The sequence below is a fragment of the Alcaligenes sp. 1735tsa3 genome (genome assembly GCF_024134565.1).
GTDB lineage: Bacteria > Pseudomonadota > Gammaproteobacteria > Burkholderiales > Burkholderiaceae_B > Alcaligenes > Alcaligenes phenolicus.
This window is the reverse complement of record NZ_CP099862.1, coordinates 4,165,606-4,177,478: the sequence shown is the minus strand read 5'-3', so window position 1 is coordinate 4,177,478 and position 11,873 is coordinate 4,165,606. Positions and strand designations below refer to the sequence as shown.

Here is an 11,873-nt window from a genome sequence, read left to right as displayed (position 1 = left end):
ACTGAATAGTCACAAGGAAATTAAAATGCCTCGCCGTCGCGAAGTACCCAAACGTGAAATCCTACCTGACCCAAAATTTGGCAGCGTTGAGCTGGCCAAATTCATGAACGTGGTCATGCTGTCCGGCAAGAAAGCTGTTGCCGAACGTATTGTTTATGGCGCGCTGGAACAAATTGCGCAGAAAACCGGCAAAGATCCGCTCGAAGTGTTTAATGCTGCCATCAATAATGTAAAACCTGTTGTTGAAGTCAAGAGCCGCCGTGTTGGTGGTGCTAACTACCAGGTTCCTGTCGAAGTGCGCCCTGTCCGTCGTCTGGCTCTGGCCATGCGCTGGATGCGCGAAGCCGCTAAAAAGCGCGGTGAAAAATCGATGGACTTGCGCCTGGCCGGCGAATTGTCCGATGCGGCCGAAGGCCGTGGCGGTGCAATGAAAAAGCGTGAAGACACGCACAAGATGGCCGATGCTAACAAAGCATTCAGCCATTTCCGTTGGTAATCTGAGGACATATAACCATGGCCCGCAAAACCCCCATTCAGCGCTACCGCAATATCGGTATCTCGGCTCACATCGACGCCGGGAAAACGACCACTACCGAGCGCATCCTGTTCTACACCGGTGTGAACCACAAGCTGGGCGAAACCCACGAAGGTTCGGCCACCATGGACTGGATGGAGCAAGAGCAAGAGCGCGGGATCACCATTACCTCGGCTGCTACCACTGCTTTCTGGCGTGGTATGGCGGGCAATTACCCAGAACACCGTATCAACATCATTGATACCCCCGGTCACGTTGACTTCACTATTGAAGTTGAGCGTTCCATGCGCGTGCTGGACGGCGCTTGCATGGTTTACTGCGCGGTGGGTGGTGTTCAGCCTCAGTCGGAAACCGTATGGCGTCAAGCCAACAAGTATGGCGTGCCTCGTCTGGCCTTCATCAACAAGATGGACCGTACTGGCGCTAACTTCTTCAAGGTTTACGACCAGCTCAAGCTGCGTCTGAAAGCCCACCCCGTGCCTGTCGTTATCCCGATCGGCGCTGAAGAAGAGTTCCAAGGCGTGGTTGACCTGATCAAGATGAAAGCAATCATCTGGGATCAAGCCAGCAACGGCGTGAAGTTTGAATACACCGACATTCCTGCCGAGCTGCAAGCTTCGGCCGAAGAATGGCGCGAAAAAATGGTCGAGTCGGCTGCTGAAGCCAGCGAAGACCTGATGAACAAGTACCTGGAAAACGGTGATCTCTCCGAAGAGGACATCAACCTGGGTCTGCGTACACGTACCATTGCCTGCGAAATTCAGCCAATGCTGTGCGGTACCGCGTTCAAGAACAAGGGTGTACAGCGCATGCTGGACGCCGTGATCGACTACCTGCCATCGCCTGTGGATATTCCACCTGTCGAAGGTACGGACGATGACGGTGAAGTCATTCATCGTAAAGCCAACGACGAAGAGCCTATGTCCGCTCTGGCGTTCAAGCTGATGACTGACCCCTTTGTTGGTCAATTGACTTTCGTACGCGTTTACTCGGGCGTTCTGCGTTCGGGCGACACGGTCTACAACCCTATCAAGGGCAAGAAAGAGCGTATCGGCCGTATCTTGCAGATGCACGCAAACAACCGTGCCGAGCTGAAAGAACTGGTTGCTGGTGACATCGCTTCCGTGGTGGGTCTGAAAGACGTGACCACAGGTGAAACCCTGTGTGACGCCGGTCAGCACATCATTCTGGAACGCATGGAGTTCCCAGAGCCCGTGATTTCGCAGGCTGTGGAACCAAAAACCAAGTCCGACCAGGAAAAAATGGGCGTGGCCTTGTCCCGTCTGGCTCAGGAAGATCCTTCTTTCCGCGTCAGCAGCGACGAAGAATCCGGCCAGACCATTATTTCCGGTATGGGCGAGCTGCACCTGGAAGTTCTGGTAGACCGCATGCGCCGTGAATTCGGCGTGGAAGCCAACGTGGGTAAACCACAAGTGGCTTACCGCGAAACCATCCGCAAGACTTGCGACGAAATCGAAGGTAAATTCGTCAAACAGTCCGGTGGTCGTGGTCAGTACGGTCACGTTGTCCTCAAGCTGGAGCCCCTGGAAGCAGGCGGCGGCTTTGAGTTCGTTGACGCCATCAAGGGCGGTGTGGTTCCTCGCGAATTCATTCCTGCCGTTGAAAAAGGTATTCGCGAAACCCTGTCCGCAGGTGTGGTCGCTGGCTACCCAGTGGTTGACGTCAAGGCTACGCTGTTCTTCGGTTCGTACCACGATGTGGACTCGAACGAAAACGCCTTCCGTATGGCCGCTTCGATGGCCTTCAAGGATGGTATGCGCAAGGCTGCCCCAGTTCTGCTGGAGCCCACCATGGCTGTAGAAGTTGAAACCCCTGAGGAATACGCCGGTACAGTGATGGGTGACTTGTCCTCCCGTCGCGGTATGGTTCAGGGTATGGACGATATGGTTGGTGGTGGTAAGGTCATCAAGGCCGAGGTTCCTCTGGCCGAGATGTTCGGTTACTCGACCAGCCTGCGTTCGCAAACACAAGGTCGCGCTACGTACACGATGGAATTCAAGCAATATGCTGAAGCTCCAAAGAACGTGGCTGACGAAGTGATCAGCGCTCGCGGTAAGTAATAGCAATATCAGCCCGCCCTATGGCGGGCTGCTCAACAATTTTTTTGTTTTCCTGTAAAACATAATTGGGATAAATCATGGCAAAAGGTAAGTTTGAACGGACTAAACCGCACGTCAACGTCGGTACTATCGGTCACGTTGACCACGGTAAAACCACTCTGACCGCTGCAATCTGCACGGTTCTGTCCAAGGCATACGGCGGCGAAGCACGCGATTACTCGCAGATCGACAACGCCCCTGAAGAAAAAGCACGTGGTATCACCATCAGCACGTCGCACGTTGAGTACGAAACGCCTAACCGTCACTACGCTCACGTTGACTGCCCCGGCCACGCTGACTACGTCAAGAACATGATTACCGGTGCTGCCCAGATGGACGGCGCTATCTTGGTTTGCTCGGCCGCTGACGGCCCAATGCCCCAGACTCGCGAGCACATCCTGCTGAGCCGTCAGGTTGGCGTTCCTTACATCATCGTGTTCCTGAACAAGGCCGACATGGTTGATGACGAAGAGCTGATCGAACTGGTTGAAATGGAAGTTCGTGAACTGTTGTCCAAGTACGACTTCCCTGGCGACGACACCCCGATCATCAAGGGTTCGGCCAAACTGGCTCTGGAAGGCGACGAAGGCCCACTGGGCAGCCAAGCCGTTCTGGCTCTGGCCGAAGCGCTGGACAGCTACATTCCTACGCCTGAGCGTGCCGTTGACGGTACCTTCTTGATGCCTGTTGAAGACGTGTTCTCGATCTCCGGCCGTGGTACGGTTGTGACCGGTCGTATTGAGCGCGGCATCATCAAAGTCGGCGAAGAAATCGAAATCGTGGGTATCAAAGACACGGTCAAGACCATTTGTACCGGCGTTGAAATGTTCCGCAAACTGCTGGACCAGGGCGAAGCTGGCGATAACGTCGGTCTGCTGCTGCGTGGTACCAAGCGTGAAGACGTGGAACGTGGTCAGGTTCTGGCCAAGCCCGGTTCGATCAAGCCACACACGGACTTCGACGCCGAGGTGTACATTCTGTCCAAAGAAGAAGGTGGTCGTCACACTCCTTTCTTCAAGGGCTACCGTCCTCAGTTCTACTTCCGTACAACTGACGTGACCGGCACCATCGAGCTGCCAGAAGACAAGGAAATGGTTCTGCCAGGCGACAACATTTCGATGAAAGTGTCCCTGATCGCTCCTATCGCCATGGAAGAAGGTCTGCGCTTCGCTATTCGCGAAGGCGGCCGTACCGTTGGCGCTGGCGTGGTTGCAAAAATCATCAAGTAATAAGCCTTGATCGCGGTGTGAAGGTGCAAACCTTCCCGCCGCGTCTTTGCTACCCCCAAAAGGGGTGCTTTTTAGTCAGCGTTTCTTCGAGTTATCGATAAACCCGGTCAAAAAGCCCCCACTTATATCGTTCTTTAGGATTACCCATGAAAAACCAGAAAATCCGCATCCGTCTGAAGGCTTACGATTACAAGTTGATCGATCAGTCTGCTGCTGAGATCGTAGAAACCGCCAAGCGCACCGGCGCTGTTGTTCGTGGTCCAGTACCACTGCCAACACGTATCCGTCGCTACGACATTCTGCGTTCGCCGCACGTCAACAAGACATCGCGCGATCAGTTTGAAATGCGTACCCACCAGCGCTTGATGGACATTGTCGATCCTACCGACAAGACCGTCGACGCTCTGATGCGTCTGGATTTGCCAGCCGGTGTTGACGTCGAAATCGCTCTGCAGTAATTCTGCCTAGCTGTTCGAGTTACATCGAAAGAAACGCCATGCAACTGCATGGCGTTTTTTTTCGTCTGCACGTTTCCTTCGGACGCTGCAGGAGCAATGGCGACTGCCCGTTTATCCTGAACAGAACAAGAGCTTTGCTCTTAGGTGCTTCATGGCTAGTTCATCATGGTGTTGTGATTGGGAAAAAGCGGGTTTTGGTCTACTTTTTACGACCGGACACACTTTGCCAGGGCTACAAATGCGACGATGGGCAGGGTTGAAGGAGGACAAGAATGATAAATCGGAGACGACAGCCGTTCCTGGCCCTGTGGTATTTCCTGGCGCTCTGGCTATGTCTGTGGGGAAGCAGTGCATCAGCGCAAGCGTGTGGGGACGACAAACCCATACGGCTGGCGGACCTGAGCTGGGAGAGCGCAGCATTTAGCACCGAGCTGTATCAGCAGATTCTGGAGAAGGCCTACGGTTGCAAGACCGAACGGGTTCCAGGCTCCTCGGCGGCTTTGGAAAGTGCGCTGGCGCAAAATGATATTCAAGTAATTGGCGAGATCTGGTCGGGACGTACCGAGATCATTGAAAAAGCCATTGAAGCCGGCCAGGTGCAGGTACTTGGTAATACCCTGAAGGGTGGGGCAGAACAGGGCTGGTATGTGCCGGACTATGTGGTCGACGGCGACCCGGACAAGGGAATCAAGCCCACTGCACCCGAGCTACAGAAAGTTGAGGATTTAGGGCGTTACGCCACTGTTTTTAGTGACCCGGAACAGCCCAATAAAGGCCGCTTCTATAACTGCCCCTCCGGCTGGGTATGTGAAACCTTCAATAGTCGCCTGTTCGATCTCTATGGTCTGGGCGAACACTATCAAAACTTTCGGCCCGGTACGGGCGCGGCTCTGGATGCGGCAATCAGCGCCGCCTATGACAGGCGTGAACCGATCCTGTTCTATTACTGGCAGCCTGCGGGTCTGATGGCCAAGTATTCCTTCAAGAAGTTAGCTAGCGCGCCTTTCAATGAAAGCTGTTGGGAAGCCGCTGTGTCGGGTAAGGGCAAGATCTGTCCAACGGACTTTATCCTGGCGCATATAGGCGTAGCGGCTTCTACTCCTTTCGTAGAGTCCCACCCCGAGCTGGTGACCTTGTTTGAAAAGATCCAGCTGGAGCCCGAACAGATGAACAAGATTATTCTGGGCATGACAGAGGGTGGGCAGAACGCCAGCACCCAGGTACAGAAGTTCCTGAAAGAGAATGCAGAGCAATGGCGTCAGTGGATGCCAATGGCCCAGGCAGATCGCTTGCAGGCAGCTTTGGAACCTCAGGCAATACAGCCGGTCGCCGCAGCGCAGTCCCGCTTCTTCCCGGAGTGGTCAGCTGCAGACTGGGTTAATCGTCAGTTGTTGGTGGCCGTGCAGGATTGGGGCACAGGTTTTCGTCAGATCAGCGCCTGGATTCTGACGCATGCCATTTTGCCGGTGGAGCGTGTCTTGCAGCAGGTGCCTGCCTGGGCGATTCTGGCCTTGACCGGTTTGCTGGCCTGGTGGGGACAACGGCGCTTTTTGCCTGTTCTGCTCTATGTAGCTGGCCTGTACTTGATAGGCGCTATGGGCCTGTGGGACAAGCTGATGCAAACCTTCACCTTGGTACTGGTGGCCACGGTCTTTTCTGTGCTGATCGGCGTCCCGGTTGGCATTCTTAGTGCTCGTAGCCGCCTGCTTAGAAAAGTGCTGACGCCCGTACTGGATGTGATGCAAACCATGCCCAGTTTTGTGTATCTGATCCCGGTACTGATGCTGTTCGGTCTGGGTAAGGTTCCCGCCGTTTTGGCCACTGTTGTCTATGCCGTCCCTCCCTTGATTCGCCTGACCAGCCTGGGCTTGCGACAGGTGGACAAACATGTGATGGAAGCAGCCCAGGCGTACGGGGTTACACGCTGGCAAATGCTGACCAAGGTCACCTTGCCCCTGGCGCGGCCCAGCATCATGGCCGGTATTAATCAAACCACCATGATGGCCTTGTCCATGGTGGTGGTCGCTTCCATGATTGGAGCCCAGGGTTTGGGTGAAGACGTGCTGGCTGGTATTCAGACACTGGATATAGGGCGTGGTTTGCAGGCAGGGGTGGCGATTGTGATCCTGGCCATTGTTATTGACCGAATCTCTCAATCCTTTGGTCGTTCCCAGCGTCACCGTCGCAAGGTCAGGAGGCAAGCATGAATATCATTCCTACCCCCTCGGGTGAGCAGGCCTGCAAGATAGAACTGCGAGACGTTTATAAGGTCTTTGGGAGCCGGGCGACCGAAGCCGTAGAGCTGTTAAAGCAGGGGGCCGACAAGCAGGCCGTGCAAAAGCAGACGGATTGCATCGTAGGCCTGGCAGGGGTCGATGCCTGCTTTCCCGCGCAGCAGATATCCTGCGTCATGGGTTTATCCGGTTCGGGCAAATCCACGCTGGTGCGTCACATCAACCGTTTGATCGACCCCAGTGCCGGGCAGGTGTTGGTGGATGGGCAGGACATATTGCAGCTGGACATGGCCAGCTTGCGACAATTTCGTCGCTATGGAATCAGCATGGTCTTTCAGGCCTTTGGCTTGCTGCCCCATTTGACGGTGGTGGAGAACGTCGCCTTCGGTCTGGAGGTCCGAGGAGACAAGCGTTCACAGGCCAGAGAGCAGGCTCGGCAATGGCTGGAGCGCGTGGGTCTGCATGATTATGCCGATAACTATCCGGACGAATTGTCAGGCGGGATGCAGCAACGAGTAGGACTTGCCCGAGCCTTGGCCGTTGATGCAGACATTCTTTTGATGGACGAAGCCTTCTCGGCCCTGGATCCCTTGATTCGCTACGAGATGCAGGATGAGCTTTTACGCCTGCAAAGCAGCCTGAACAAAACCATCATCTTTATTACTCACGATATTGATGAGGCATTACGGTTGGGCCAGCATATTGTGGTGCTACGTGAGGGCAGGGTGGAACAAAGCGGTACTCCGGCTCAAATTCGTGATGAACCGGTGAACGAATACGTGGCTCGTTTTGTCAATAAGGCGCACCAATAGAAAATGCGCGGTAGATCAATTTTTCTGATTCAGACTGTGTAGCCAAGCACCCCGAATTCAAAAAAACTGTTGTCAATCAAGCAGTTTAGGGCGGATTTTTGCAGTAAATCTTGCTTGGCTTTACAGCTGCGTGCTATATTTACTAGCTTAGCCAAAAAGTTTTGGCTATGGTCGTCGCGCAAATTATTGCGTGTACTCTCAGTTAGCCCTGACCAATCGTAGTCAGGAATGGAGAAAACGATGTCGAACTCGACACCTACGCCTGCCGCGTGGCGGCTGGGCCTTGTTGGGCGTAAAGTTGGCATGACCCGTGTGTTTACAGAGGAAGGCGAGTCCATCCCTGTGACCGTGCTGGACGTGTCCAACAACCGCATCACCCAGGTCAAGACGCCCGCAGTTGACGGTTACGCTGCTGTACAGGTTGCCTTTGGCACCCGTCGTGCAACACGCGTTACCAAGCCCCAGGCAGGGCACTATGCAAAAGCTGGCGTTGAAGCTGGCAGCATCCTGAAAGAATTCCGCCTCGACCCCGCTGCTATCGCCGAGCTTTCCGCCGGTTCCGTAGTTGCTGTGGAAAGCATTTTCGAAGCGGGTCAGAAGGTTGACGTTACGGGCACCACGATTGGTAAAGGCTTTGCCGGTACCATCAAACGCCACAATTTTGGCGGCCAGCGTAACAGCCACGGTAACTCGCGCTCGCACCGCGTACCCGGTTCCATTGGTCAAGCCCAGGATCCAGGCCGTGTGTTCAAAGGTAAAAAAATGTCGGGCCATATGGGTGACGTTACCCGTACGGTTCAGAATCTTGACGTGATCCGCGTCGACGCCGAGCGTGGCTTGTTGCTGGTCCGGGGCGCTGTCCCAGGTCACAAGAATGCCAATATCGTTGTGCGCCCTGCTGTGAAAGGAGCCTAATCCATGGAACTGAAGCTCCTGAACGAACAAGGCCAAGCTGCATCCACATTGCAGGCCAACGAAACCGTTTTCGGTCGTGAATTCAACGAAGCACTGGTTCACCAGATCGTTGTTGCATACCAAGCCAATGCTCGCAGCGGTAACAGCAAGCAATTGACTCGTGCCGAAGTCAACCACAGCACCAAGAAGCCATGGCGCCAGAAAGGCACCGGCCGCGCTCGTGCTGGTATGACATCCTCGCCCGTGTGGCGTGGAGGCGGTCGTGCATTCCCCAACACCGGTGAAGAAAACTACGCACACAAGGTCAACAAGAAGATGTACCGCGCCGGTATCAGCGCGATTCTGTCTCAGTTGGTCCGTGACGAGCGTCTGTTGGTTGTTGATTCCTTCACTCTGGAAGCACCCAAGACCCGTCTGGCAGCCAACAAGCTGAAAGACCTGGGCCTGGAATCCGTGCTGATCATCACCGACGCGCTGGACGAGAACGTGTACCTGGCTACGCGTAACCTGCCTCACGTTGCTGTGGTTGAACCACGCTACGCCGACCCGCTGTCCCTGATCCACTACAAAAAAGTGTTGGTCACCAAAGCGGCTGTCGCTCAGTTTGAGGAGATGTTGGGATGAACGCCGAACGTCTATTGCAAGTAATTCTGGCTCCTGTCGTGACTGAAAAAGCCACGTACGTTGCCGAAAAAAATCAGCAAATCGCTTTCCGCGTCGCTCCTGATGCTACCAAGCCTGAAATCAAAGCTGCTATTGAACTGCTGTTCAAAGTAGAAGTTGAGTCGGTGCAGGTGCTCAATCAGAAGGGCAAGGAAAAGCGCTTTGGCCGTTTCATGGGTCGCCGCCGCAGTGTGCGCAAGGCATATGTCTCGCTCAAGCCCGGTCAGGAACTCGACTTTTCTGAGGTGAACTAATATGGCATTGGTAAAAGTAAAACCAACGTCGCCAGGTCGCCGTGGCATGATCAAAGTGGTTCACCCTGAACTGCACAAAGGCGCTCCTTACGCGGCTTTGCTGGAAAAGAAATCCAGCAGTGCTGGCCGTAACAACAACGGCCACATCACGGTTCGTCACCGTGGCGGCGGTCACAAGCAGCATTACCGTATTGTCGACTTCCGTCGCAACAAGGACGGTATTCCTGCGAAAGTAGAACGTCTGGAATACGACCCTAACCGCAGCGCTCACATCGCATTGGTGTGCTACGCAGACGGCGAGCGTCGTTACATCATCGCCCCTCGTGGTCTGGAAGTGGGTGCAACGGTTGTGTCTGGCGCGGAAGCTCCTATCCGTTCCGGCAACACTTTGCCTATCCGCAACATTCCTGTGGGTCAAACCATTCACTGCATCGAGATGCTGCCTGGTAAGGGTGCTCAAATCGCTCGTTCCGCTGGTGGTTCCGCTGTGTTGCTGGCTCGTGAAGGCACGTACGCTCAAGTGCGTCTGCGTTCCGGTGAAGTTCGCCGCATTCACATCGACTGCCGCGCCACGATTGGCGAAGTCAGCAACCACGATCACAGCCTGCGTCAAATCGGTAAAGCCGGTGCTGTTCGCTGGCGTGGTATTCGTCCTACCGTTCGCGGTGTGGCGATGAACCCAGTCGATCACCCGCACGGTGGTGGTGAAGGTCGTACGGGTGAAGGCCGTGAGCCAGTCAGCCCATGGGGTACTCCTGCCAAGGGCTACCGCACCCGTCGTAACAAGCGCACAGACAACATGATTGTTTCGCGCCGTAAGCGCAAGTAAGGGGCGAACACTATGTCACGTTCGATCAAAAAAGGCCCATTCGTTGATGCTCACCTGATCAAAAAGGTTGACGCAGCCGTTGTGGGTAACGACAAGCGACCAATCAAAACCTGGTCGCGCCGCTCTACCATCCTGCCCGAGTTCATTGGGCTGACGATTGCCGTTCACAATGGCCGTCAACACATTCCCGTTTACATCAACGAGAACATGGTTGGCCACAAGCTCGGCGAGTTCGCCTTGACCCGTACTTTCAAGGGTCACGCTGCGGACAAAAAGGCCCGGAGATAAGTGATGGAAACTACAGCAATTATTCGTGGAGTCCATATTTCGGCGCAAAAAGCACGTCTGGTTGCGGACATGGTCCGCGGCAAGTCCGTCGCTCACGCTCTGAATACGCTGACTTTCACTCCCAAGAAAGCCGCTGGCATCATCAAGAAAGCTCTGGAATCGGCTATTGCCAACGCTGAGCACAATGACGGCGCCGACATCGACGAACTGAAAGTCACCTCCATTTACGTGGACAAGGCTCAGTCGTTGAAGCGTTTTTCTGCACGAGCCAAAGGCCGCGGTAACCGTATTGAGAAGCAGACTTGCCACATTGTGGTCAAAGTCGGCGCTTAAGGAGTCACAATGGGACAGAAAATCCACCCAATTGGGTTCCGCCTGGCTGTTAACCGTAACTGGAGCTCGCGTTGGTACGCTGACGGTGCTGAGTTCGGTACGATGTTGGCTGACGACATCCGTGTGCGCGAATACCTGAAACGCAAGCTGAAAAGTGCGTCCGTTGGCCGTGTGGTCATCGAGCGTCCTGCCAAGAATGCTCGCATCACTATTTACTCGGCTCGTCCTGGTGTAGTGATCGGCAAGCGCGGCGAGGATATCGAAAGCCTGAAGGCTGACCTGCAGCGCCTGTTGGGCGTGCCAGTGCACGTTAACATCGAAGAAATTCGCAAACCTGAAACCGACGCTCAACTGATCGCCGACTCCATTGCTCAGCAATTGGAAAAGCGCATCATGTTCCGTCGTGCGATGAAGCGTTCCATGCAAAACGCCATGCGTCTGGGTGCCCAAGGCATCAAGATCATGAGCTCGGGTCGCTTGAACGGCATCGAAATCGCTCGTACCGAATGGTACCGCGAAGGCCGTGTGCCTCTGCACACCCTGCGCGCTAACATCGATTACGGTACTTCCGAAGCGCACACGACGTACGGGATCATCGGTATCAAGGTCTGGGTCTACAAGGGCGACATGCTGCCTAACGGCGAAATGCCTGTTGACACCGTAGCCCCTGAAGAGCGCCGCCCACGTCGTCCACGTGGTGACCGCCCTGAAAACCGCCGTCCAGGTGGTCGTGGCCGCGGTCCTCGTAAAGACGCTGCTCCTGCTGCGTCCGAAGGAGAATAAAACATGCTGCAACCTTCTCGCAGAAAGTATCGCAAAGAGCACAAAGGCCGTAACACCGGTCTGGCTACTCGCGGTGCGCAAGTTTCGTTTGGCGAATTTGGTCTGAAAGCCACTGACCGTGGCCGTCTGACTGCTCGCCAGATCGAAGCAGCACGTCGTGCAATTAACCGTCACATCAAACGTGGTGGCCGCATCTGGATCCGCATCTTCCCCGATAAGCCAATTTCGCAGAAACCTGCCGAAGTTCGTATGGGTAACGGTAAGGGTAATCCAGAGTTCTGGGTCGCTGAGATTCAACCAGGCAAGGTCCTGTACGAAATGGAAGGTGTTAGCGAAGAGCTGGCACGCGAAGCATTCCGTCTGGCCGCTGCCAAGCTGCCTATCTCGACGACGTTCGTAACGCGTCAGATCGGTGCTTAA

Annotated in this window: 14 protein-coding genes and 1 pseudogene; all 15 read left to right on the top strand. The window is 54.8% G+C overall.

Annotated elements, in window-relative coordinates:
• Positions 1-25: 25 nt before the first annotated feature.
• Positions 26-496 carry a 30S ribosomal protein S7 gene (rpsG, locus tag NIZ92_RS19210; protein ID WP_035269562.1) on the top strand — a complete coding sequence of 157 codons (471 nt, stop codon included), beginning with the start codon at positions 26-28 and terminating at the stop codon, positions 494-496.
• A gap of 17 nt (positions 497-513) precedes the next feature.
• Positions 514-2,616 (top strand): elongation factor G, encoded by a 2,103-nt coding sequence (gene fusA, locus NIZ92_RS19205; RefSeq protein ID WP_035269563.1) that lies wholly within the window; start codon positions 514-516, stop codon positions 2,614-2,616.
• 77 nt (positions 2,617-2,693) lie between these two features.
• Complete coding sequence (gene tuf / locus NIZ92_RS19200) at positions 2,694-3,884, top strand: elongation factor Tu (RefSeq protein WP_009462422.1); 1,191 nt, start codon at positions 2,694-2,696, stop codon at positions 3,882-3,884.
• A gap of 146 nt (positions 3,885-4,030) precedes the next feature.
• Positions 4,031-4,342 (top strand): 30S ribosomal protein S10, encoded by a 312-nt coding sequence (gene rpsJ, locus NIZ92_RS19195; protein WP_003803053.1) that lies wholly within the window; start codon positions 4,031-4,033, stop codon positions 4,340-4,342.
• A 272-nt stretch (positions 4,343-4,614) separates the two neighbouring features.
• A pseudogene (locus NIZ92_RS19710) lies at positions 4,615-5,571 on the top strand (glycine betaine ABC transporter substrate-binding protein); the annotation flags it as partial.
• Between the two features lie 159 nt (positions 5,572-5,730).
• On the top strand, positions 5,731-6,549 hold the full coding sequence (locus NIZ92_RS19705) for a proline/glycine betaine ABC transporter permease (protein WP_306459884.1): 819 nt from the start codon (positions 5,731-5,733) through the stop codon (positions 6,547-6,549).
• Positions 6,546-7,388, top strand: coding sequence for an ATP-binding cassette domain-containing protein (locus tag NIZ92_RS19185; protein WP_060185547.1), 843 nt, complete (start codon positions 6,546-6,548; stop codon positions 7,386-7,388). Before NIZ92_RS19705 ends, NIZ92_RS19185 begins: the two co-directional genes overlap by 4 nt.
• Positions 7,389-7,628: 240 nt before the next feature.
• On the top strand, positions 7,629-8,303 hold the full coding sequence (gene rplC / locus NIZ92_RS19180; RefSeq protein ID WP_003803046.1) for a 50S ribosomal protein L3: 675 nt from the start codon (positions 7,629-7,631) through the stop codon (positions 8,301-8,303).
• A 3-nt stretch (positions 8,304-8,306) separates the two neighbouring features.
• The gene (rplD, locus tag NIZ92_RS19175) at positions 8,307-8,927 is read left to right on the top strand and encodes a 50S ribosomal protein L4 (protein ID WP_009462425.1); all 621 of its coding nucleotides are present in this window, start codon (positions 8,307-8,309) and stop codon (positions 8,925-8,927) included.
• Positions 8,924-9,220 carry a 50S ribosomal protein L23 gene (gene rplW, locus NIZ92_RS19170; protein WP_003803043.1) on the top strand — a complete coding sequence of 99 codons (297 nt, stop codon included), beginning with the start codon at positions 8,924-8,926 and terminating at the stop codon, positions 9,218-9,220. The genes rplD and rplW overlap by 4 nt, the downstream gene beginning before the upstream one ends.
• A gap of 1 nt (position 9,221) precedes the next feature.
• Positions 9,222-10,049, top strand: a complete 828-nt coding sequence (gene rplB / locus NIZ92_RS19165; RefSeq protein ID WP_003803041.1) for a 50S ribosomal protein L2 — start codon at positions 9,222-9,224, stop codon at positions 10,047-10,049.
• A 12-nt stretch (positions 10,050-10,061) separates the two neighbouring features.
• Entirely contained in the window at positions 10,062-10,337 is a 276-nt protein-coding gene (rpsS, locus tag NIZ92_RS19160; protein ID WP_003803039.1) for a 30S ribosomal protein S19, read from the top strand.
• Between the two features lie 3 nt (positions 10,338-10,340).
• On the top strand, positions 10,341-10,670 hold the full coding sequence (gene rplV / locus NIZ92_RS19155) for a 50S ribosomal protein L22 (RefSeq protein WP_009462426.1): 330 nt from the start codon (positions 10,341-10,343) through the stop codon (positions 10,668-10,670).
• Between the two features lie 9 nt (positions 10,671-10,679).
• Positions 10,680-11,453, top strand: coding sequence for a 30S ribosomal protein S3 (gene rpsC, locus NIZ92_RS19150; protein ID WP_003803035.1), 774 nt, complete (start codon positions 10,680-10,682; stop codon positions 11,451-11,453).
• A 3-nt stretch (positions 11,454-11,456) separates the two neighbouring features.
• Entirely contained in the window at positions 11,457-11,873 is a 417-nt protein-coding gene (rplP, locus tag NIZ92_RS19145; RefSeq protein WP_003803033.1) for a 50S ribosomal protein L16, read from the top strand.

Excerpts from the sequence above, each read along its gene's own strand:
- rpsG (WP_035269562.1), top strand. The coding sequence starts at position 26 with ATGCCTCGCCGTCGCGAAGTACCCAAACGTGAAATCCTACCTGACCCA.
- fusA (WP_035269563.1), top strand. The coding sequence starts at position 514 with ATGGCCCGCAAAACCCCCATTCAGCGCTACCGCAATATCGGTATCTCG.
- tuf (WP_009462422.1), top strand. The coding sequence starts at position 2,694 with ATGGCAAAAGGTAAGTTTGAACGGACTAAACCGCACGTCAACGTCGGT.
- rpsJ (WP_003803053.1), top strand. The coding sequence starts at position 4,031 with ATGAAAAACCAGAAAATCCGCATCCGTCTGAAGGCTTACGATTACAAG.
- NIZ92_RS19185 (WP_060185547.1), top strand. The coding sequence starts at position 6,546 with ATGAATATCATTCCTACCCCCTCGGGTGAGCAGGCCTGCAAGATAGAA.
- rplC (WP_003803046.1), top strand. The coding sequence starts at position 7,629 with ATGTCGAACTCGACACCTACGCCTGCCGCGTGGCGGCTGGGCCTTGTT.
- rplD (WP_009462425.1), top strand. The coding sequence starts at position 8,307 with ATGGAACTGAAGCTCCTGAACGAACAAGGCCAAGCTGCATCCACATTG.
- rplW (WP_003803043.1), top strand. The coding sequence starts at position 8,924 with ATGAACGCCGAACGTCTATTGCAAGTAATTCTGGCTCCTGTCGTGACT.
- rplB (WP_003803041.1), top strand. The coding sequence starts at position 9,222 with ATGGCATTGGTAAAAGTAAAACCAACGTCGCCAGGTCGCCGTGGCATG.
- rpsS (WP_003803039.1), top strand. The coding sequence starts at position 10,062 with ATGTCACGTTCGATCAAAAAAGGCCCATTCGTTGATGCTCACCTGATC.
- rplV (WP_009462426.1), top strand. The coding sequence starts at position 10,341 with ATGGAAACTACAGCAATTATTCGTGGAGTCCATATTTCGGCGCAAAAA.
- rpsC (WP_003803035.1), top strand. The coding sequence starts at position 10,680 with ATGGGACAGAAAATCCACCCAATTGGGTTCCGCCTGGCTGTTAACCGT.
- rplP (WP_003803033.1), top strand. The coding sequence starts at position 11,457 with ATGCTGCAACCTTCTCGCAGAAAGTATCGCAAAGAGCACAAAGGCCGT.